The sequence below is a fragment of the Streptomyces sp. MS19 genome (assembly GCF_047200595.1).
In the GTDB taxonomy this organism is placed as follows: domain Bacteria; phylum Actinomycetota; class Actinomycetes; order Streptomycetales; family Streptomycetaceae; genus Streptomyces.
In genome coordinates this window covers 19302-38619 of sequence record NZ_JBJZOH010000030.1, presented here as the reverse complement: position 1 = coordinate 38619, position 19318 = coordinate 19302, and the positions used below count along the sequence as shown (strand labels likewise).

The window sequence follows — 19318 nt, the reverse complement described above, 5'->3', positions numbered from 1 at the left end:
CCTTGCCCACCTCCCGTCACTTCACGCCACTTCCGAGGCGTACCGAGACCAAGTCGTTGTAGCGGGCCGTTTGTTCACGGCGGGGCGGGGCCGGAAGGCGACCGGGGGCGGTCAGCCGGTGGCGCGCTTGTACTTGCGGACCGCGAGGGCGCGGAAGACGACGATGATCAGGACGGACCACAGCAGGGTCGCCAGCTGCGGGTGCTGCATGGGCCAGGCGTCCGGGGCCTCGTAGCCGGGCGGCAGGTTGCCGAACAGGTCGCGGACGGCGAGGACGGTGGCGCTGAACGGGTTCCACTCGGCGACGGGCTGGAGCCAGCCCGGCATGTTCTCGGAGGGCACGAAGGCGACGGACACGAAGGTCAGCGGGAAGAGCCAGACGAGCCCGCCGGACGTCGCGGCCTCGGGTGAGCGCACCGACAGGCCGATGAGGGCGCCGATCCAGGTGAACGCGTAGCCGAGGAGCAGGAGCAGCCCGAAGGCCGCCAGGGTGTCGAGCGGGCCGTTGTGCACGCGCCAGCCGACGAGCAGCGCGACGACGGCCAGGACGGCGAGGATCACGGCCGTCTGCGCGAGGTCGGCGAACGTACGGCCCGTCAGGACCGCGCCGCGCGCCATGGGCAGGGAGCGGAACCGGTCGATGATGCCCTTCTGCATGTCCTCGGCGATGCCCGCGCTGGCGCCGGCCGTGGCGAAGGTGACCGTCTGGGCGAAGATGCCGCCCATCAGGAACTCGCGGTAGGCACTGGCGCTGTCCCCGGCGCCCGGAATCCTGATGGAGCCGCCGAACACGTAGCTGAACAGCACGACGAACATGATGGGCTGGATGAGGCTGAAGACGACGACCTCGGGGATGCGCAGCATCCGCAGCAGGTTGCGCTTGGCGACGACGAGCGAGTCGTGCAGCCCCTGCCGGAAGCCGATGCGTTCACCCGTCCTCGGCATGGGCCGGAAGGTGGTGTCCTCCTTGGTGATGCTCACTGCGCGTCCTCCCCCTTCTCCGTGCCGCTTGCGTTGCCGTCGGCGCCGCCGTCGCCCTGGGGGGTGCGGCGGGCGGCCGCCCGGGTCGAGTCCTTCGAAATCTCCATGTCGTCGGCCGAGTGGCCGGTGAGGGAGATGAACACGTCGTCCAGTGTCGGGCGGCGCAGGCCGATGTCGTCGATCTCGACGCCGCGCCCGTCCAGTTCGCGGATCGCCTCGGCGAGCGACTTGGCGCCGCCCGAGACCGGGACGCCCAGCTTGCGGGTGTGCTCGACGAGCGTCGTGTCGCCGTCGCCGATCCGGCGCAGGACCTCCTCGGCGGTGCCCAGGTCGGCGCGGTCGTGGACGACCAGTTCGACCACGTCGCCGCCGGTCTGGGTCTTCAGCTCGTCGGACGTGCCGCGCGCGATGACCCGGCCGCGGTCCACGACGGCGATGCTGTCGGCGAGGTGGTCGGCCTCCTCCAGGTACTGCGTGGACAGCAGCAGCGTCGTCCCGCCGCCGACCAGTTCCTCGATGACGTCCCACAGCGCCTGCCGGTTGCGCGGGTCGAGACCGGTGGTCGGCTCGTCCATGAACATGACGGGCGGGCTGACGACGAGGGCGGCGGCCAGGTCGAGCCGCCTGCGCATGCCGCCCGAGTACGTCTTGGCCGTGCGGTCGCCCGCCTCGGCGAGCGCGAAGCGGTCGAGCAGTTCCCCCGCCCTGCGCTTCGCGTCCCGCCGCGTCAGCTGGTAGAGCTGGCCGACCATCTCCAGGTTCTCCCGGCCGGTCAGGTACTCGTCCACGGCGGCGAACTGGCCGGACAGGCCGATGGAGCGGCGCACCTCGTCCGGCCGGGTCAGCACGTCGATCCCGGCGATCTCGGCACGGCCGCTGTCCGGCCGGATGAGCGTCGTGAGCACCCGTACGGCCGTCGTCTTCCCCGCGCCGTTCGGCCCCAGGAGGCCGAAGACGGTGCCTTCCGGCACGTCGAGATCGACGCCGTCCAGCGCCCTGACGTCGCCGAACGTCTTCACCAGACCCTCGGCGTGGATGGCGCCTGCCATGTCTGCTGTCCCCCTGTCTGCTCGGTGGCCCTGTCTCCTCGGTGGCCCTGTCCGCCCGGTGGCGCGTGGGTGGGCGGATATCCACGGTGGCCCCTGCGGGGCGCGTCCGCCACTCTAGATCATCGCGATACATCGCGACAGTAGCTCATTCGGGTCATCTTTCCCCGAAGTCCCGCCGGGCGGCGCGGAATGGGGGCAGCGAGGGTTTGCCGGGGCGATCGTCCCGGTTGTGCGCGGCGGGAGGTGGCGCCCGTTCGCCTGCGGCACCGATGGCGCGCGCCCTCCGCGGCCCCGGAGCCCGAGCGCGCCGCAACTCCCCGCCACACGCGCGCAGTGACGCCCCGCGAGCGGTCGGCGGATCACCCCGAAGCGCTTGGTGACATGTCATCGGAGTCCCTAGGATGACCGACGATCGGCACACACGTTCGGTTGTGCACGGAAGCAAAGCCTGCACGGCTCATGAACCCCTCAGGGAGGACGCATGGCGGACAACGAGGCCCATTGGGGTGTCAGCCCATGGCCGGCATTCTTCGAAGGCGAGATCGGCAAGACGCCGTGGGCGGACACGGACCGGTTCATCGAGGAGATCAACCCGGGACAGATGGCCGAGCACGCCACCGTCTACGCGCGGGCCGCCGGGGAGGCGGGCACGGCCTCCGACCTCGCCAGGATCGCGACACAGCGGGCCGGTGAGGCGGGGACGGCCGACGGTGACCCCCTGATCGGCATGGGCGAGCGCATATCCGTCACCGACCGGGACCTCCAGCAGGGCGACGGCGGTCTGGACGACGTCGTGCACCTGCTCGTCCGGGTCATGAACCTGGCGGTGGACACGGAGAAGCGCGTCCACGAGACCGTCTACGGCGACGGCGGGCTCGACGACACCCGCAAGGAGGCCGTGCGCGACGCCCAGACCCACATCGAGAACATGGAAGCCGCGTTCGAATACGCCCAGGAGTCCTCGGTGCGGGGCCGGGTGGGCAACGAGGGCGAGTCCATGTCGGTCGAGGGCATCATGCGGGGCTGGCGCGAGGAGGCCGAGAAGCGGATGGTCGAGCGCATGACGGACCCCGTCACCACCGCCGCCGAGAAGGTGCGCGGCGACATCGACGGGTACCAGGCCAAGCTGCTCGACTACGGCGCCGAGCTGATCGGCCACGGCTACCGGCTGACCGAGGGCCCGCTGAAGCTGTGGACGTCCCCGTTCATGGCCGAGCACGCCGCGCGCGGCGTCGCCTGGGAGCTCGCCCACGGGGCCGACCGGAGCAAACTCGCCGACCTCACGAGCGTCCTCGGCGAGATCACGGCGCGAGCCGGCCGGCTCGGGGAGGGCGAGGAGCTGAGCCCCGAGGAGAAGACGTACCTCAGCGCTTTCCTCAACCAGCTCGGCCGGAAGGGCGTCGTCGGCCTGGGCGAACTCCAGCCCGACGCGACCGCCATGTCCCCGGGGGCGGCCGCCCTCGACCGCGAGGCGGTGCGGAACGTGGCCAACGCCTGGAACCTGCTCGGGGACCCTCGCTTCGACTGGCAGGGCCGGCACGACACGTACTGGACGGACTTCATGATCGATCCCGGCATCGGCGCGACCGAGGAGAACGTGCGCAACCTCAACGCCGTCGGGCACCTGCTGGCCGAGGCGACCGTCCCGCCGCACGAGGGCTGGGCCATGAACACGGCGAAGACGGCCGTCGAGATCCAGGCCGACTGGGAGGACCGCCACCGCGACGGGCGCGACGGCGGGGGCCCGGCGTTCACCGGGGCGAGCGACGTGCTGCGCAACGCGGCGCGCAGCGAGACCGGTGCGCAGCAGCTGCTCGACGACGAGGAGTTCCGCGACAACCTGCTGAGCCGCACCTGGCAGGACAGCTCGGGCGCCGCCGCCCTGATCGACGGCGGCACCCGCGAGGCGCGGTCGGTGCGTGACTTCGCCGTGCTCGGCACCATGGATTCCCACAAGGACGAGATCGCGGGTTCGTCCGACGGCGCGGAGCACTCGGCGCTGCGTGACAGCGTGGACCGCCTGAAGGAACGCTGGGGACAGGACTGACCCGTCCGGCAACGCGACGGCGCCCCGGTGCGGGGGGCGCGTCAGTCCAGGCCGTGTCAGTTCAGGCTGGGTCAGTTCAGGCTGGGTCAGTTCAGGCTGGGTCAGTTCAAGATGCGGTAGCCCGCCGCCGTCAGGGCCGCCGTGAGCTGCGCGCAGTGGTCCTGCCCCTGCGTCTCCAGCTGCACCTCCACCTCCGCGTCACCCAGCGCCAGGCGCGGGTCGGTCCGCAGGTGGTTGACGGCGAGGACGTTCGCGTCCGCCACGGACAGCTCCGCGAGCAGCGCGGCGAGCGCCCCGGGCCGGTCGGGCACGGTGAGGCGCAGCGACAGGTAACGGCCCGCCGCGGCCATGCCGTGCCGCAGCGTGCGCTGGAGGACGAGCGGATCGACGTTCCCCCCGGACAGCACGGCGACGACCGGCCGGTCCCCGAACGTCCCCGGCGCCGCCAGCAGCGCCGCCACCGGGCTGGCACCGGCGGGTTCCACGACCATCTTGGCCCGTTCGAGGCACAGCACCAGCGCGGCGGACAGCTGGTCCTCGCTCACCGTGCGCACCTCGTCCACCAGGTCGGCGACGATGCGGAACGGCACATCCCCCGGCCTGGCGACCTTCATGCCGTCCGCCATGGTGGCCACACTGTCCAGCGCCACAGGGCGCCCCGCCGCAAGTGACGCCGGGTACGCGGCCGATCCCGCCGCCTGCACCCCGATCACCCGCACGTCGGGCCGTACCGACTTCACCGCGAGCGCCACACCCGCCGCCAGTCCCCCGCCGCCGATGCCCAGCACGATGGTCCCCACCTCGGGACACTGCTCCAGGATCTCCAGGCCCAGCGTCCCCTGCCCGGCGACCACGTCCGGGTGGTCGAAGGGGTGGATGAAGACGGCGCCCGTCCGTTCCGCGTGCTCCTGCGCCGCCGCCAGTGTCTCGTCCACGACCTGACCGGTCATCCGCACCTGCGCGCCGTACTCCCGCGTCGCCGCGATCTTCGGCAGCGGGGCGCCCACGGGCATGAACACCGTGGACTCCACACCCAGCAGCGACGCCGCCAGCGCGACGCCCTGCGCGTGGTTGCCCGCACTGGCCGCGACGACCCCGCGCGCCCGTTCCTCCGCGGTGAGCCCGGCGATACGGGTGTACGCGCCGCGCAGTTTGAACGAGCCGGTGCGCTGGAGGTTCTCGCACTTGAGGTGGACGGGCGCGCCCACGAGCCGGGTCAGGTAGCGGCTGCTCTCCAGCGCCGTCACCCGGGCGACCCCGGCGAGGGTCCGCCTGGCGGCCAGGACGTCGTCCGGGCCCGGCACGGGCCGGTGGTCTTTCACGGGCATGCCGCCAGTGTCGCAGGCCGGAAGCCGGGAGGGCCTGACGGGTTGGCTCATTGACGGCCCGCCTGTCGGCGCCGCCAAGTACGCTGTGGCTCGGCCGCGGACAGCCCGTCCGCACGCCCCTCCCCCGCGCCCGCGCGACCCCGCGCGTTCGAGAGACGGACCCGAGACCCGGACCATGACGCCTGACGACACCGCATCAGCGCACCTCCCCCGGGAGGTCGCCGACCCGATCCTGCTCGACGCGCTCCAGCACCAGGTGGCCGTCTTCGCCCGCCGCGCCGAGCAGACCAGGCTGGCCGGCTCGGGACCGGCCAGGGGCGCCATGGACCGCGCCGCGTACCTGCTGCTCAGCAGGCTGGACCAGAACGGGCCCACCGGTGTGAAGGCGCTCGCCGCCGGGATGGGCATCGACTCCTCGACGGTCACCCGGCAGGTCGCGCCGCTCGTGGACGCGGGACTCGTGCTGCGCGACGCCGACCCGGACGACGGGCGGGCCGTCGTGCTGCGGCTGTCGGACGCGGGGGGCGCGCGCCTGGAGGAGGTCAGGGCGTCGCGGCGGCAGCTGATGTCGCTGCTGACGGAGGACTGGACGCCGGAGCAGCGCACCGAGTTCACCGTGCTGCTGACGCGGTTCAACGCGGCGATCGGCGACTGGCAGAACGCCCCGGCGACCGGGCGGGCCCCCGTCGCCACCGACAGCGACCGCCCGCCCGGATAGCCGGCAGCCTGTGGTGGCGACGGAGGCGGAGGCGTTCCTGCGGGGCCTGCGCCTGGGCGCGGTGCACGGCGGGACGGTGACGGCCCTGGCGCCGTCCGGCGCGTCCGTGGTGCTGGACGGCCAGCCGCCCGGCCCGGCCCTTGGCCTGATCAGGGTCCCCGAGCTGGCGTGGACGCCGTGCGGCGACCCCGCCGGTGTCGTGTGCGTGCGGGAGCGGGTCACCGTGCAGGTGCTGCGCGTCGACGCGGAGGGCGGCCTGGTGTCCCTGTCGCGGCGCGCCCTGCGCCCCGACCCGCTGCCCTGGCTGGCGGAACGGCTCGGCGCGCGGTTCACGGGCCGGGTGACACGGGTCGCGCCGTCCGGCATCCGCGTCCTGCTCCCCTGCGGCGTCGAGGGGCTGGTACCGGCCGTCTGGTGGGGGGAGCTGCCGCGGGTGGAGCCGGGTGACGAGCTGGCGGTGACGACCGACCTGGTGGACCCGGCAGCCCGCCGGGTGTGGCTCCTCCTCGCGGGCCCGGGTCAGGAGTCCACCATCTTGTAGCCGACGCCGCGCACGGTCAGCAGGTACCGCGGCTGCGAGGGGACCGGCTCGATCTTCTCCCGCAGCCGCTTCACGTGGACGTCGAGCGTCTTGGTGTCCCCCACGTAGTCCACGCCCCACACCCGGTCCATCAGCTGCGGCCTGGTGACGACGCGCCCCTCGTGCCGCAGCAGCAGCGTGAGCAGGTCGAACTCCCGCAGCGGCAGCTCCGTCCGCCGCCCCGCCACCACGACCACGTGCCGTTCCACGTCCACCCGGACCGGGCCCGCCTCCAGTACGGACGACTGCGCCCGGTGCGCCCCGTACTCCCTGCGCCGCCGCAGCACCGCGCGGACCCGCGCGAGCAGTTCCCGGGGTGAGCAGAGCGCCCCCACATAGTCGTCCGCGCCCAGCTCCAGGCCGACGACGCGCTCCGTCTCGTCGTCGTCACAGGTGCTCATGACGATGAGACCGGCGCCGCCCGCCCGCGTCAGCAGGCCACGGCACACGTCGATGCCCGGCACGTCGGGCAGCGCGGGGTCGATCAGCACGATGTCGGGGCGCCACCGGTCGAACGCCACCAGCCCGGCACGCCCCGATCCGACGGCCACGACCTCGTACGTCTCCCGCCGCATCAGTTCCGTCACGGCGTCGCCACGCGCGTCGCCGCCGTCGATGACCAGCACCCGCGTCACAGTGCGTCTCCCTCGCCACGGCCACATCCCCGTTCACCTCTTGTTGTTCCGGGGCGCGGCGGGCGTTACCCCGCCCGGCTGGGGGCGGGCGGGGTCACGGGCGGGGCGTGTCAGCCGAGCGCCCGCGCCAGGTCGTCCAGCAGGTCGTCCACGGCCTCGATGCCGACGGACAGCCGCACCAGGTCGCCGGGCACCTCCAGGGCCGAGCCGGCCGCCGACGCGTGCGTCATCCGCCCGGGGTGCTCGATCAGCGACTCGACGCCGCCGAGCGACTCGCCCAGCGTGAACACCCGCGTCCGGTCGCACACCGCGACCGCCGCCTCCTCGCCGCCCGCGACGCGGAACGACACCATGCCGCCGAAGTCCCGCATCTGCTTCGCCGCCGTCTCGTGCCCCGGGTGCTCGGCGAGCCCCGGGTAGAGCACCTGGGTGACGGCGCGGTGCGCGGTCAGCATCTCGACGACGCGGGCGGCGTTCGCGCTGTGCCGGTCCATGCGGACGGCGAGCGTCTTGATGCCGCGCATCACCAGCCACGAGTCGAACGGCCCGGCGACCGCGCCCATCGCGTTCTGGTGGAAGGCCAGTTCGTCGGCGAGGCCCTTGTCCGCCGTCACGAGCGCGCCGCCCACGACGTCGGAGTGGCCGCCGAGGTACTTGGTGGTCGAGTGCACGACGACGTCGGCGCCCAGCGCGAGCGGCTGCTGGAGGTACGGGCTGGCGAAGGTGTTGTCCACCACGAGCCGCGCGCCCGCCGAGCGCGTGATCTCCGCCACGAGCGCGATGTCGGTGATGCCGAGCAGCGGGTTCGACGGGGTCTCGACCCACACGACCTTCGTCTCGGGCCGCAGCGCCGCCCGTACGGACGCCGGGTCGCCGGTGTCGGCGACGGACCAGGCGACGCCCCACCGCTCCACGACCTTCGTGATCAGCCGGAACGTGCCGCCGTACGCGTCGTCCGGCAGGACCACGTGGTCACCGGGCCGCAGCACGGTCCGCAGCAGGCAGTCCTCCGCGGCCAGCCCTGAGGCGAACGCGAGGCCGCGCGTGCCGCCTTCGAGCGCGGCGAGGTTCTCCTCCAGGGCGGTGCGGGTGGGGTTGGCGGAGCGGCTGTACTCGTAGCCGCCGCGCAGCCCTCCGACGCCGTCCTGCTTGAAGGTGGACACCTGGTGGATCGGCGGGACGACGGCGCCGGTGACGGGGTCGGGTTCCTGCCCGGCGTGGATGGCCAGCGTCTCGAAGCGTTCCGCGCTGTGCTGCTCGTTCATGGCACCACGGTAGTGGGCCGTACGGTGGAGTCCGTGCGCCGCGAGCCGTGCACGCCGCCGCGCACACCGCACCGAGGACTGTCCACAACGACGACGGAGAGCCGCCACCGCCATGGAAGCCCTGATGTTGCTGTTCGCGATCGCCGTGATCTTCGGCGTCGTGGTGATGCCCGCGCTGCGCAGGCGCAGGGAACGCCAGGATCTCGAACGGGCCGCCGCGACGGCGGACGCCATGACGCGGCGTCCTGGCCCCGTCTCGTTCGACAAGGCGGACCACGCCGGCCACGCCGGCCACGCCGACACGGGCCACGAGGGCGGCCTCGTGCCCGCCGACCAGCTCGACATCCGTCTGCCGGGCCCGGACGACGACCTGATCGCCGCCCTGGAGGAGACGCAGCGCACACAGGACTGGCGCCCGGTGGGCAAGCTGCTGGCGCTGACGGACGAGCCGGAGCTGCGCTGGCAGCGCGTCCAGTCGCTCGCCGGTGCGGCCTCCCTGGAGCTGGCGCGGCACCGCGCGACCGGCCAGGGCACGGACGCGGGCTGGCTGCGCATGTGGCGCGCGCAGGAGCCGGAGGAGGCGGGGGGCGCGGAGCTGTACGCGCAGTTCCTCGTGTGGGAGGCGCTGCGTGACGGGGCGGCGGGCGAGCGGCGGGTGATCCTGGAGGAGGCCGCGGCGGTGTGCGCGGAGGCATCGCGGCTGGCCGCGGCGGACGACCCGGTGCCGGGCATCGTCAACCTCTACGCGGCGCGCGGTCTCGGCGGCCGCCAGGACTTCGACGCGCTGTGGGCCGGGCTTGCGGCGCGGGCGCCGCAGCACATGGGGGCGCACATCGCGGCGATCTCGTACCTGTCGGAGCAGTGGCACGGGTCGCGGGCGGACGCGGAGGGCTTCGCGCGGGCGGCGGCGGGTGCGGCGGGGCCGGGCAGCCTGCTTCCGGCGCTGCCGCTGTTCGCGGTGCACAACCACCTGCCCGACATGCAGTACTCGCCGGGCATGTTCCAGGGCGCGGTGATCAGGGACGCGATCGAGGGGGCGCAGTTCGCCCTGAACGCGGCGCCCGCCGATCACCCGATGGCGCCGCACGTGCGGCATCTGCTGCTGTGGTTTCTCGTGCGCGCGGAGCGGTACCCGGAGGCGGCGGAGCAGGTGCGCGCGGTGGACGGGTACGTGGGCGCCATGCCGTGGGTGGCGGGCGGGGAGCCGGTGCGGGAGTACACGGCGTTCCGCGCCCTCGCGATCGCGCGACAATAGAACAGAAAGCCGACCGGAGCGCCACGCAAGGAGCGAGTGGACCACCATGCTGTACACGCGGGCACACAAGAACCGCCTCCCCACCCCGGAGGAGGCTCTGCCGGGCCGCGACGAGCCGCTGTCCGGCGTACCGGGGACCCACACCGTCCTCGGCACGCCGCTGGCCGGCCCCCACCCGGAGGGCCTGGAGACGGCGGACTTCGCCCTCGGCTGCTTCTGGGGCGCCGAGCGGCGCTTCTACCGGACGCCGGGCGTGTGGACGACGCTCGCCGGCTACCAGGGCGGCCTCACCCCGCACCCCACGTACGAGGAGGTGTGCAGCGGCCTGACCGGGCACACCGAGACGGTCCGCGTCGTCTTCGACCCGGACGTGGTGTCGTACGAGGACCTGCTGAAGGTGTTCTGGGAGTCGCACGACCCGACGCAGGGCTTCCGGCAGGGCAACGACATAGGCACGCAGTACCGCTCGGCGATCCACACGCACTCGCCGCGCCAGCAGGCCGCCGCAGAGGCGTCGCGCGCGGCGTACCAGCGCGTACTGGAGCAGTCCGGCTACAGCGCGATCACCACGGAGATCCACCCCGCCGCGGACCACACGTTCTACCCGGCCGAGGGCTACCACCAGCAGTACCTGGACAAGAACCCAGCCGGCTACTGCGGCCTGGGCGGCACGGGCCTCTCGTGCCCCGTGGGCCTGCCGACCCACACCCGCTGAGCCGCCCCCCACACCCCCGCCGCCCTCACGGCGGGGGTCCCCCAAACGGACGAAGCACCCCCCGCACACTTTCGGCCGCGCTGGGCGCAGCGTCCGTCATCGAGGACGACACCCAGAGTGCCCCGCCCCGCACACCGTCTGAACTTCTTGCATCGCCGCGCATCGCGGCGGCGTGGTCCGGCGAACGGGCGAGGCGCTGTCACGAGGAACCGCCTCCGAGTGCCGCCACGGTCGCCAGCATCCCCTCACGTCTCAGGCTGTCGAGTACGTCGTCGACCGTGCCGGGGGGCCGTCTGCGGCTGTCGGCGATCTGCCGTACCGCGCCGTACACGACCGAGGGAGCGCGATCGGCCTGCGCTTCGAGAAAAGCGTCCGGATGGGAGGCCGCGATGTCCCAGGGCGCGAGCCGGGCGGCCGGGAAGTCCTTGAGGTTGAACGTGACGATCGTCTGCGCCCTGGCCTTCACGGCAGCGGCGAGAACGTGCCGGTCGCCCGAGTCGGGAAGGGTGACCGCGTCGATCAGCGGTTCGTAATCCACGACCTTGCTATCCCGCACGGCCGCGCACATCAGCTGCCTGGTCCGCTCCAGCCGCCGCGCATCCAGGTCGGGGCGCTTGGCCGTCAGGTTGCGGAAGACCTCGTCCAGGATCGCGTCCGTCCATTTGGCCTGCACCAGACCGGCCTGGGCGACACGGATGAGCAGGTCCCGGAGAGTGCTGGGATACAGCACGTTCGCGTCGTACAGCGCCACCAGGGGCATGTGTCAGATCAGTCCCATGTCCTGGCCGAGGCGGGTGAGTTCGTCGGCTGCCTCGCGGCGTCGGCGGTCGTCCTCGCGCATGTAGGCGATCAAGGAGGAAGCCGTGATCCGCCGGTGCGTGCCGACCGTGCGGTACTCGATCTCGCCGGCCTTCAGCAGTCCGATCAGGAAGGGCCGTGAGACGTTCAGCAGGTCGGCGGCCTGCTGGGTGGTCAGCTCCGCGTTCGTGGGCACGACGGACACGCCGCGACCGGCCGCCATGTGCGCCAGGATGGTCGCCAGGAGGTCCACCGCCTCGCGCGGGAGTTCGAGCAGTTCCGGCTCCCCGTCCTCGACGGTGACGCGGACAGGCGCGAGGTCCCGGTGGCGCCCCAGGTAGCTCCGCACATGGGAGAGTGCGGCACCGGCCGCCTCGGTCTGCTCCGCGGAGAGCTCGGCCGAACGGATATCCGATCTGTGCACCATCATCACCTTCCGAAGCCGTACGCACCGGTTTCCGCTCTCCATGGTCGCAGCAGAACGAAATGAACGCAATATCCGAAACAATCGCAGCGAACGGGTGGGCGGGCTCTGCTGTCGGCTGATCTGCCGAGGGGAGAGATCGCTTCGTGCGGGGGGTGGCCGGGCCGAGGGTGGTGGGGACAGCTTCTCGAACGGAGGACCGGCCCATGACGCCAGCCCCACACCCGTACGTCCCCCCGCGCGCGGCCGATGACGACGAGACGGCTCCGACGCGTTTCGACGACCATCTCGCCGAGCAGCTTCTGACCCGGCGCATCATCTTCCTCGGCACGCAGGTGGACGAGGTCTCGGCCAACCGCATCTGCACGCAGCTGCTGCTCCTGTCCGCCGAGAACCCCCGCGCGGACATCACCCTGTGCATCAACTCCCCCGGCGGCTCCGTCACGGCCGGGCTGGCCATCTACGACACGATGCGGCTGATCCCCAACGACGTGGCGACGCTCGCCATGGGGTTCGCGGGCAGCATGGGCCAGTTCCTGCTGACCGTGGGGACGCCCGGCAAGCGGTACGCGCTGCCGAACGCCCGCGTGATGATGCACCAGCCGAGCGCGGGCATCGGCGGCAGCACGTCGGACATCGCGATCCAGGCGGAGAACCTGGAGTTCACCAAGTCCGCGATGGAGCGCCTGATCGCGGAGCACACCGGTCAGAGCGAGGAGGCCATCGCGCGCGACAGCGACCGGGACCGCTGGTTCACGGCGGAGCAGGCGAGGGAGTACGGGATGGTGGACAAGGTGGTGGTGTCGATGGACGACATCCGTCCGGGCACGGCGCAGCGGAGGGCGGGTTTCTGATGAGCCAGTACACGATCCCCACGGTGGTGGAGCGCACGTCGTCGGGCGAGCGGGCGTTCGACGTCTACAGCCGGCTGCTGTCCGAGCGGGTCATCTTCCTCGGCACGGAGATCGACGACGGCGTGGCCAACGTCGTCATCGCGCAGCTGATCCACCTGGAGTCCGACAACCCCGACCGCGAGATCGCCGTCTACATCAACTCCCCCGGCGGCTCGTACACGTCGCTGATGGCCATCTACGACACGATGTCGTACGTCACCTCGCCCATCTCCACGATCTGCGTCGGGCAGGCGGCGTCCACGGCGGCGGTGCTGCTGGCGGCGGGTGATCCGGGGCGGCGGATCGTCCTGGAACACGCGCGGGTCCTGCTCGGCCAGCCGCAGAGCGGCGGGCAGCGCGGCACGGTCGCCGATCTGCGCGTGCAGGCCAAGGAGATGCTGCGCATCAGGGCGCAGGTCGAGGAGGTGCTGTCGCGGCACACCGGGCACGACGTGGCGCGGCTGCGCGCGGACACCGACCGGGACCGTGTGTTCACGGCGGAGGAGGCGGTGGCGTACGGGCTGGCCGACCATGTGCTGAGCCGGCGCAGGCCCGCCGCCGCCTGAACGCGCCGCTCGCTCAGGCAGCGAGCCGTACGTCGCCCCGGCCGAGCGGGCGTGCGCGCAGCGCTGTGACGGGGGCGGGGGTGGTGAACGAGGCCGCCGCGCGCCGCCGTTCGTCCGGCCGGGGCGGCGCGAGGCGGATGATCTCGCGGTGGACGAGCGCGAGGAGTTCGGCGAGCGTCAGGCCGAGGGCGCGGGCGGCGGCGGCCAGGACCTCGGAGGACGCCTCCTTGCGCCCGCGCTCGATCTCGGAGAGGTAGGGCATGGAGATGCGGGCGCGTTCGGCGACGTCCTTCAGGGTCCGTTCCTGGGCGCGGCGTTCGCGGCGCAGGACGTCGCCGACGACGTCGCGCCACAGCGGTTCCCTGGCCGGGGGCGGGGCCGGCGGGGAGGCGGGACGGAGGGCGGGGTTCGCTGCGTCGCTGCTCACCCCCTCAGGGTAGGAGCAGCCGGGCGGAGCGGGCCCCCGTGGCCGTTCCGCCCGGCGCGAACGCGGGCCGCGCGTCACCACGGCCGTGCGGCGAGGAACTCCTCCCATGTCCTGGTGCCCCGGTCGGCGCCGTCGAGCGACAGGTTGGCGCCCGCCCGGTAGGCGCGGCCCGCGGCGCCGGGGAAGGGCACCGGCAGCAGGGGCCGCCGCTTGCCGCGGGCCGCGAGGTAGCCGCGTGCCAGGTCGGCCATGGTGTACTCGCGCGGCCCGACGAGGTCGCGGACCTGTCCGTCCGGCGCGCCGGCCGCCAGTTCCACGAGCCGGTCGGCGACGTCCCGCGCGTCCACGGGCTGGAGGCGCACGGCGCGCGGTGCGGGGAAGACGGGCAGCTTGCCCATGGGGCGGAAGGCGTTCAGCACGAAGTCGTGGAACTGCGCGGCCCGCAGGTTCGTCCACGGCACGCCCGACGCGGCGAGGATCCGCTCGGCGGCGAGCTTCGAGCGGAAGTAGCCGAGCGGGAGGTGTTCCGCGGCGGTGACCGAGATGTTGACCAGGTGCTTCACCCCGGCCACCGCGGCGACGACGGCGATGTGGCGCGTCACGGCCTCGTTGTTCTTGGCGTCGCCCGCGAGGTGGAGGATGGTGGTGACGCCCTCGACGGCCGCCGCCGCGCCGGTGCCCGCGGCCAGGTCGCCGGTGACGTACGTGACGCCGTCCTCCGGGGGGCGCGCGTGCCGGGTGAGGACGCGTACCTCGTGCCCGGCCGCCCGCAGGCGCGGTACGACGTGCCGGCCGAGGGTGCCGGTGCCGCCGGTGACGAGGATGGGCGCGGTCATGGTTCCTCCCGAGGTGCTGGTGAAGGGGATCTACAGTGACGACACCCCGGAAGGAAGATGTGTGACACGGTGGACGGAGAAAACGCGCTCGCGGGCCGTTTCGAGGCGGAACATCCGCGTCTGCGCTCGGTCGCGTACCGGATGCTCGGCTCGCTGAGCGAGGCGGACGACGCGGTGCAGGAGTCGTGGCTGCGGCTCGGGCGCGTGGAGCCGGGCGAGGTGCGCAACCTCGCCGCCTGGCTGACGACGGTCGTGGCCCGCGTCTGCCTCAACGTGCTGCGGTCGCGGGAGCGGCACCCGGAGGAGCCGCTCGGCGTCCACGTTCCCGATCCGCTGATCGCCGCGCCGGAGGGGAGCGATCCGGAGGAGGCGGCGCTGCTGGCCGACGCCGTGGGGCTGGCGCTGATGGTGGTGCTGGAGACGCTGGAGCCCGGTGAGCGCGTCGCGTTCGTGCTGCACGACATGTTCGCCGTGCCGTTCGACGTGATCGCGCCGCTGGTGGAGCGGTCCCCGGCGGCGGCGCGGCAGCTCGCGAGCCGGGCGCGGCGCCGCGTGCGGGACGGGGCGCGGCAGCGTGCGGCGGTGGACGCGTTCTTCGCCGCCACGCGGGACGGCGACCTGGCGGCGCTGCTCGCGGTGCTGGCGCCCGACGTGGTGCTGCGGTCGGACAACGGCGCGGCGCGCGGGGGGCGCGCGGTGGTGCTGCGGGGCGTGCGGGAGGTCGCGGGGCAGGCGGTCGTGTTCCGGGCGCTGGCGGAGGCGGCGCGTCCGGCGCTGGTCAACGGGGCGGCCGGTGTGGTCGTCACGCACCGGGGACGGCCGCTGTCCGTCATGGCGTTCACGGTCACGGGCGGCCGGATCGCGGCGATCGACGTGCTGGCCGACCCGGCGCGGCTGCCGGACGTGACGGCGGCGTTCCTGGCGTCCTGAACGGCGCGCGGTCCCCCGGCGGGACCGCGCGCCGGGTCAGATCCGCTGCGCGCCGGGCCGCCCGTCCTCCACGGCGAAGCGCGCGGGTGTCGTGACGCCCGCGCCGGGGCTGCTGACGTACGGCAGCACGCGGTAGTCGGCCGTGAACTCGTTCCCGCCGGCGCGGCAGACGGTGTAGCCGCGCTGGGAGTTGTGCCACTTCAGGTGCGGGTTGACGCCGGGGGCCATCCAGTCGAAGCCGAACGTGTCCATCGCCGTCCCGTCCCCGCCGGAGCTGACCGACGTCCCGGCGAACTCGGTGGCGACCACGGGCGAGTCCGGGTCGTCGAAGTCCAGCTTCAGGTCGGCGACGACGCTGCGGTGGATGTCGCCGGTGAGGACGACGGGGTTGCGCACGCCGCGCCGGTGCATTCCGCCGAGGAGCCGGTCGCGGGCGGCGGCGTAGCCGTCCCACATGTCGAGCCCCGAGGAGACCACCGCCGGGTCGGGGTCGTGGTCGACCTGGGCGACGAGCGTCTGGTTGGCGAGGACGTTCCACCGCGCGCCGGAGGATTCGAGGCCGTCGAGCAGCCAGCGTTCCTGGCCGGGGCCGAGCATCGTGCGGGCCGGGTCGGAGCGTTCGGCGTCGCAGCCGGGCTTGGTGCCGTCGCCGCAGACCTGGTCGTCGCGGTACGAGCGGGTGTCGAGGACGTGCAGGCCGAGCAGGTCGCCGAACGCGAGGCGCCGGTAGAGCTGCGCCGAGGAGCCGGTGGGCTTCTGCGGCAGCCGCAGCGGCAGGTGCTCGTAGTACGCCTGGAACGCGGCCGTCTTGCGCGCGCGGAAGCTCGCCGGGTCGTCGTCGGGGAAGCCGTCCTTGTCGATCTGCGCGGTGTCCCCGGCCCAGTTGTTCTCCACCTCGTGGTCGTCCCAGGTCAGAATCCAGGGGAAGGCGAGGTGGGCGGCCTGGAGGTCGGGGTCGAGGCGGTAGAGCGCGTGCCGGTTGCGGTAGTCGGCGAGGGAGTACGTCTCGTGCTGGAACGACGCGTCGAGCGTCATGCCGCGTACGCCGCCGTTCGCGCCGACGCCGTACTCGTAGAGGTAGTCGCCGAGGTGGACGACGAAGTCGAGGTCCTCGGCGGCCATGTGCCGGTAGGCGGTGTAGAAGCCTTCGTACCAGCACTGGCAGGACGCGAACGCGAACGTGACGGCGGCGGGTGACGTGCCCGCCGCGGGGGCGGTGCGGGTGCGGCCCGTGGGGCTGATGTCGCCGCTGCCGTCAACGCGGAAGCGGTAGAACCAGTCGCGGCCCGGCGTGAGTCCCGTGACCTCGGCGTGGACGGAGTGGGCAAGTTCCGGAACGGCCTGCGCGGTGCCCCGCTGGACGACGCGCGTGAACCGTTCGTCCTCGGCGACCTGCCAGGACACGGCGACCCGGCCGTCCGGCACGCCGCCGCGCCCGTCGGGGGCGAGGGGGTCGGGGGCGAGGCGCGTCCACAGGACGACGCCGCCCGGCAGCGGGTCGCCGGAGGCGACGCCCAGCGCGAAGGGGTCGGCGGCGAAGCGGGGGGCGGCCCAGGCGCGCGCGGTGCTGAATCCGGCGCCGGACAGGCCGAGGGCGGCGGCCGTGCCGAGGAATCGGCGTCTGCTGTGGTTCATCGCTCGCACCATCGCCGCAGCGGGCGGCGTTTGCGCGGAGGCACGCCCGACACTCCGCCGTGCCGGTCACCTGTGCGGCCCGCCGGGTGCGGTGTTCATATGAGCTGCACGCCGCCCGCGAGGTAGCCGTAGCGGGTGCGCAGGCGTTCGATGGCCGCCGGGTCGTGGTGCCGCAGTGCCTCCTCGATCTCCTCGGGCGGCGCGCTGACGCCCGCGTTGAGCATCCGGTGGGACCGTGCGACCAGAGCGAAGGTGAGGAGGAAGGCGAGCAGCGCGGCGAGGATCGTGCCGCCGTAGAGCCAGGAGGTGAGGACCTCCACGTCCCGGTCGAAGTCGAAGCGCCAGACCGGGTCCGCGCCGAGGACGGCGGGCGCGTAGCCGAAGGCGGTGAGGAACGGCAGGGCGGCTATCCACGCCAGGTCGGCGCCGTGCGCGAAGCGCGGGCGGCGCGTCGCGAACGCGAGCCACAGCACGGCGTTCGCCAGGAGCGCGCCGCTCTCCACGGCCAGGCAGAGCCAGGCGATGCCCGGCATGCCGGGGAACGCGGTCGGTGTCAGGGCCGTGGCGGCGCAGGCGACGGCGGCGCCGAGCAGGGCGAGCAGGGCGTAGATCCAGCGCTCGGCGGCCCAGCCGGGGACGGGCGTGGACGGCATCCAGCGCGGGGTGACGGGCCCGGCGCCCGAGTCGCCCACGGCGGGGGCGCGGAAGCTCTCGGGGCGGTCGGGGACCCGCTGGCCTATGAGCCGGCGGCGCAGGTGGACGCGACTGTCGTCACCGGGCGCCCCGGGGTCGTACCAGACGTCGAACTCGTTGCCCAGGACGGGCGCCCAGCAGGGGTACTCGGTGATGCGTATCGTCACGTCACGCGGGCCGTCGGGTGTCGGCCAGGTCAGTCCGAGGAGGAAGACGGGCAGGGAGTCGAGCCACTGGCCGGTGCGTTCGACGCGGGTGACACGCGCGACCGACCGCGCACCGCCGTCGAGGACCGCCCGGAACCGCCGCTGCTCCGCCTCGTGCCGCTCGCGGAAGAGGCGCACACGGGGCAGTTGCGACCGCAGCGTGAGCAGGGCTCCCGCGACAAACACGGCGAAGAGCAGCACGGCGAGTGCCTGCCGCCACCACGCTGCGTCCGCCCACGCGTCCCAGGGCAGCAGGACGAGCGCCGCCGCCAGGCCCGCGAGGCAGCCGGCGGCGGCGGTGCAGCGGTTGACGGGCCGCCCCCAACGCGGGGCGAAGCTGTTGTGGCTGGTGCCGGGGAGGAGGTGGACGCTGTAGCCGTAGATGCGCTTCTGGGCCTCTCCGGCCACCGTCATGCTGACGATCGTGAGGATCGGCAGGAGCAGATAGGTGCTCAGCGGGACGAGCGGGCCCGTGCCGGACGCCGGGACGAACGGTTCACCGACGAGCAGCCCCGCCGTCACCCCGGCGAGCATCGCCCCGTTCGCGGCCCAGGCGAGCGCGATGAAGCCGAGCCGCACGCGCAGGCTGCGCCGCTGCGCGCGGACGATCACCGGGGACGCCGGACAGGGGAAGGTATCGCCCTCCGGATCGGCCAGCGTCAACGCGAATGTCACGGTGTGCCCCCTTCGTCTCCCGCACCACCGCGACGGATCTTACAAACCCGCACTGACATCGGGAGGGGGAACGACCCGTTCGTGGCCTGACGGTGACGTGACATCAGTTGGGCCGCGCCCGGCGCGGACGGCCTCAGTCCCGGCCGGCCGCCGGGGCGTCGCGTTCCAGACGCGCGTCCAGGGTCGCGGCGAAGTCCTCGGCACGGGAGAGCTGGACCCGCAGCCTCGCCACCTGCTCGACGGCCGCCTGCCGGTAGGCCCGTACGCGCTCCAGCAGGGCCGCGCGCTCGCCCGCGCCGAGCGCGCCGTCCGCGTCGAGACGGTCGGTGGCCGCCAGCAGGTCGCGCATCTGGTCCAGGGTGAAGCCGAGCGGCTTCATGCGGCGGATGACCATGAGCCGGGCGACATCGGCCTCGGTGTAGAGCCGGAAGCCGCCCCGGGAGCGGGCCGAGGGGACGACCAGGCCGACCTCCTCGTAGTGCCGGATGGTGCGCAGGGACAGTTCCGTACGCGCGGCGACCTCGCCGATCCGCATGTGTCCGCCGTCCATGCCCGTGCCGCCCTCCGGCCCTTCGCGTCGTCGGCGTCCCCATCCCGGGCGGGCACCGCCGATCCCTACCCTAACGTTAGGGTAGAGTCGCCGGGGTGGTGGTGAGCGCGGC

At 73.3% G+C, this 19318-nt stretch carries 20 protein-coding genes; 8 read left to right on the top strand and 12 right to left on the bottom strand.

The genetic code is table 11. From position 1 onward, the window contains the following. Positions 1-111: 111 nt before the first annotated feature. Both ACL02R_RS23145 and ACL02R_RS23140 read right to left on the bottom strand, forming a co-directional pair. Positions 112-945: an ABC transporter permease gene (locus ACL02R_RS23145; protein ID WP_412798914.1), complete on the bottom strand. Its 834-nt coding sequence runs from the start codon at positions 943-945 to the stop codon at positions 112-114. A gap of 32 nt (positions 946-977) precedes the next feature. After that, positions 978-2030 carry an ATP-binding cassette domain-containing protein gene (locus ACL02R_RS23140; protein ID WP_412798897.1) on the bottom strand — a complete coding sequence of 351 codons (1053 nt, stop codon included), beginning with the start codon at positions 2028-2030 and terminating at the stop codon, positions 978-980. A 481-nt stretch (positions 2031-2511) separates the two neighbouring features. Here ACL02R_RS23140 and ACL02R_RS23135 point away from each other — a divergent pair, with 481 nt between their 5' ends. After that, positions 2512-4077, top strand: a complete 1566-nt coding sequence (locus ACL02R_RS23135; protein WP_412798896.1) for a hypothetical protein — start codon at positions 2512-2514, stop codon at positions 4075-4077. A 101-nt stretch (positions 4078-4178) separates the two neighbouring features. Here the strand turns inward: ACL02R_RS23135 and ilvA are convergent, their stop codons facing one another. Then, positions 4179-5405, bottom strand: coding sequence for a threonine ammonia-lyase (ilvA, locus tag ACL02R_RS23130; RefSeq protein ID WP_412798895.1), 1227 nt, complete (start codon positions 5403-5405; stop codon positions 4179-4181). A 175-nt stretch (positions 5406-5580) separates the two neighbouring features. Between ilvA and ACL02R_RS23125 the strand changes: the two genes are divergently transcribed. Both ACL02R_RS23125 and ACL02R_RS23120 read left to right on the top strand, forming a co-directional pair. Then, on the top strand, positions 5581-6123 hold the full coding sequence (locus tag ACL02R_RS23125; RefSeq protein ID WP_412798894.1) for a MarR family winged helix-turn-helix transcriptional regulator: 543 nt from the start codon (positions 5581-5583) through the stop codon (positions 6121-6123). 10 nt (positions 6124-6133) lie between these two features. Then, complete coding sequence (locus tag ACL02R_RS23120) at positions 6134-6664, top strand: S1 RNA-binding domain-containing protein (RefSeq protein ID WP_412798893.1); 531 nt, start codon at positions 6134-6136, stop codon at positions 6662-6664. Here the strand turns inward: ACL02R_RS23120 and ACL02R_RS23115 are convergent. Continuing rightward, positions 6643-7338: a response regulator transcription factor gene (locus ACL02R_RS23115; RefSeq protein WP_412798892.1), complete on the bottom strand. Its 696-nt coding sequence runs from the start codon at positions 7336-7338 to the stop codon at positions 6643-6645. The two genes, ACL02R_RS23120 and ACL02R_RS23115, sit on opposite strands and share 22 nt — an antisense overlap. 110 nt (positions 7339-7448) lie before the next feature. Next, a complete protein-coding gene (locus ACL02R_RS23110) occupies positions 7449-8603 on the bottom strand; it encodes a cystathionine gamma-synthase (RefSeq protein ID WP_412798891.1) in 1155 nt (384 codons plus the stop codon). Positions 8604-8727: 124 nt separating this feature from the next. Here ACL02R_RS23110 and ACL02R_RS23105 point away from each other — a divergent pair, with 124 nt between their 5' ends. Then, the gene (locus tag ACL02R_RS23105) at positions 8728-9858 is read left to right on the top strand and encodes a hypothetical protein (RefSeq protein WP_412798890.1); all 1131 of its coding nucleotides are present in this window, start codon (positions 8728-8730) and stop codon (positions 9856-9858) included. 46 nt (positions 9859-9904) lie between these two features. Then, complete coding sequence (gene msrA, locus ACL02R_RS23100; RefSeq protein ID WP_398840191.1) at positions 9905-10573, top strand: peptide-methionine (S)-S-oxide reductase MsrA; 669 nt, start codon at positions 9905-9907, stop codon at positions 10571-10573. A 199-nt stretch (positions 10574-10772) separates the two neighbouring features. Here msrA and ACL02R_RS23095 read toward each other — a convergent pair whose 3' ends face one another. Together ACL02R_RS23095 and ACL02R_RS23090 are read right to left on the bottom strand one after the other, a co-directional pair. Then, positions 10773-11333 (bottom strand): PIN domain-containing protein, encoded by a 561-nt coding sequence (locus ACL02R_RS23095; protein ID WP_412798889.1) that lies wholly within the window; start codon positions 11331-11333, stop codon positions 10773-10775. Positions 11334-11336: 3 nt separating this feature from the next. After that, positions 11337-11795, bottom strand: a complete 459-nt coding sequence (locus ACL02R_RS23090; protein ID WP_412798888.1) for a helix-turn-helix domain-containing protein — start codon at positions 11793-11795, stop codon at positions 11337-11339. Positions 11796-12001: 206 nt separating this feature from the next. On the opposite strand from ACL02R_RS23090, the gene ACL02R_RS23085 reads away from it, so the two are divergent. Together ACL02R_RS23085 and ACL02R_RS23080 are read left to right on the top strand one after the other, a co-directional pair. After that, the gene (locus tag ACL02R_RS23085) at positions 12002-12649 is read left to right on the top strand and encodes a ClpP family protease (protein ID WP_412798887.1); all 648 of its coding nucleotides are present in this window, start codon (positions 12002-12004) and stop codon (positions 12647-12649) included. After that, positions 12649-13254 (top strand): ClpP family protease, encoded by a 606-nt coding sequence (locus ACL02R_RS23080; RefSeq protein ID WP_412798886.1) that lies wholly within the window; start codon positions 12649-12651, stop codon positions 13252-13254. Before ACL02R_RS23085 ends, ACL02R_RS23080 begins: the two co-directional genes overlap by 1 nt. Before the next feature lie 13 nt (positions 13255-13267). Here ACL02R_RS23080 and ACL02R_RS23075 read toward each other — a convergent pair whose 3' ends face one another. Together ACL02R_RS23075 and ACL02R_RS23070 are read right to left on the bottom strand one after the other, a co-directional pair. Next, positions 13268-13681 carry a helix-turn-helix domain-containing protein gene (locus tag ACL02R_RS23075; protein WP_412798885.1) on the bottom strand — a complete coding sequence of 138 codons (414 nt, stop codon included), beginning with the start codon at positions 13679-13681 and terminating at the stop codon, positions 13268-13270. A gap of 74 nt (positions 13682-13755) precedes the next feature. After that, positions 13756-14517, bottom strand: a complete 762-nt coding sequence (locus ACL02R_RS23070; protein WP_412798884.1) for an SDR family oxidoreductase — start codon at positions 14515-14517, stop codon at positions 13756-13758. A gap of 69 nt (positions 14518-14586) precedes the next feature. On the opposite strand from ACL02R_RS23070, the gene ACL02R_RS23065 reads away from it, so the two are divergent. Then, on the top strand, positions 14587-15447 hold the full coding sequence (locus ACL02R_RS23065) for a sigma-70 family RNA polymerase sigma factor (RefSeq protein ID WP_412798883.1): 861 nt from the start codon (positions 14587-14589) through the stop codon (positions 15445-15447). 36 nt (positions 15448-15483) lie between these two features. Here the strand turns inward: ACL02R_RS23065 and ACL02R_RS23060 are convergent, their stop codons facing one another. From ACL02R_RS23060 to ACL02R_RS23050, 3 genes are all read right to left on the bottom strand, one after another. Beyond that, a complete protein-coding gene (locus ACL02R_RS23060; protein ID WP_412798882.1) occupies positions 15484-17082 on the bottom strand; it encodes an alkaline phosphatase D family protein in 1599 nt (532 codons plus the stop codon). A 95-nt stretch (positions 17083-17177) separates the two neighbouring features. Further along, the gene (locus tag ACL02R_RS23055) at positions 17178-18656 is read right to left on the bottom strand and encodes a hypothetical protein (RefSeq protein ID WP_412798881.1); all 1479 of its coding nucleotides are present in this window, start codon (positions 18654-18656) and stop codon (positions 17178-17180) included. A 133-nt stretch (positions 18657-18789) separates the two neighbouring features. Continuing rightward, positions 18790-19206 carry a MerR family transcriptional regulator gene (locus tag ACL02R_RS23050; protein ID WP_412798880.1) on the bottom strand — a complete coding sequence of 139 codons (417 nt, stop codon included), beginning with the start codon at positions 19204-19206 and terminating at the stop codon, positions 18790-18792. Positions 19207-19318: the final 112 nt, after the last annotated feature.

Bases quoted from the DNA above. Each gene is read 5' to 3' on its own strand.
- ACL02R_RS23145 (WP_412798914.1), bottom strand. From the start codon at position 945: ATGCCGAGGACGGGTGAACGCATCGGCTTCCGGCAGGGGCTGCACGAC.
- ACL02R_RS23140 (WP_412798897.1), bottom strand. From the start codon at position 2,030: ATGGCAGGCGCCATCCACGCCGAGGGTCTGGTGAAGACGTTCGGCGAC.
- ACL02R_RS23135 (WP_412798896.1), top strand. From the start codon at position 2,512: ATGGCGGACAACGAGGCCCATTGGGGTGTCAGCCCATGGCCGGCATTC.
- ilvA (WP_412798895.1), bottom strand. From the start codon at position 5,405: ATGCCCGTGAAAGACCACCGGCCCGTGCCGGGCCCGGACGACGTCCTG.
- ACL02R_RS23125 (WP_412798894.1), top strand. From the start codon at position 5,581: ATGACGCCTGACGACACCGCATCAGCGCACCTCCCCCGGGAGGTCGCC.
- ACL02R_RS23110 (WP_412798891.1), bottom strand. From the start codon at position 8,603: ATGAACGAGCAGCACAGCGCGGAACGCTTCGAGACGCTGGCCATCCAC.
- ACL02R_RS23105 (WP_412798890.1), top strand. From the start codon at position 8,728: ATGTTGCTGTTCGCGATCGCCGTGATCTTCGGCGTCGTGGTGATGCCC.
- msrA (WP_398840191.1), top strand. From the start codon at position 9,905: ATGCTGTACACGCGGGCACACAAGAACCGCCTCCCCACCCCGGAGGAG.
- ACL02R_RS23095 (WP_412798889.1), bottom strand. From the start codon at position 11,333: ATGCCCCTGGTGGCGCTGTACGACGCGAACGTGCTGTATCCCAGCACT.
- ACL02R_RS23085 (WP_412798887.1), top strand. From the start codon at position 12,002: ATGACGCCAGCCCCACACCCGTACGTCCCCCCGCGCGCGGCCGATGAC.
- ACL02R_RS23080 (WP_412798886.1), top strand. From the start codon at position 12,649: ATGAGCCAGTACACGATCCCCACGGTGGTGGAGCGCACGTCGTCGGGC.
- ACL02R_RS23070 (WP_412798884.1), bottom strand. From the start codon at position 14,517: ATGACCGCGCCCATCCTCGTCACCGGCGGCACCGGCACCCTCGGCCGG.
- ACL02R_RS23060 (WP_412798882.1), bottom strand. From the start codon at position 17,082: ATGAACCACAGCAGACGCCGATTCCTCGGCACGGCCGCCGCCCTCGGC.
- ACL02R_RS23050 (WP_412798880.1), bottom strand. From the start codon at position 19,206: ATGGACGGCGGACACATGCGGATCGGCGAGGTCGCCGCGCGTACGGAA.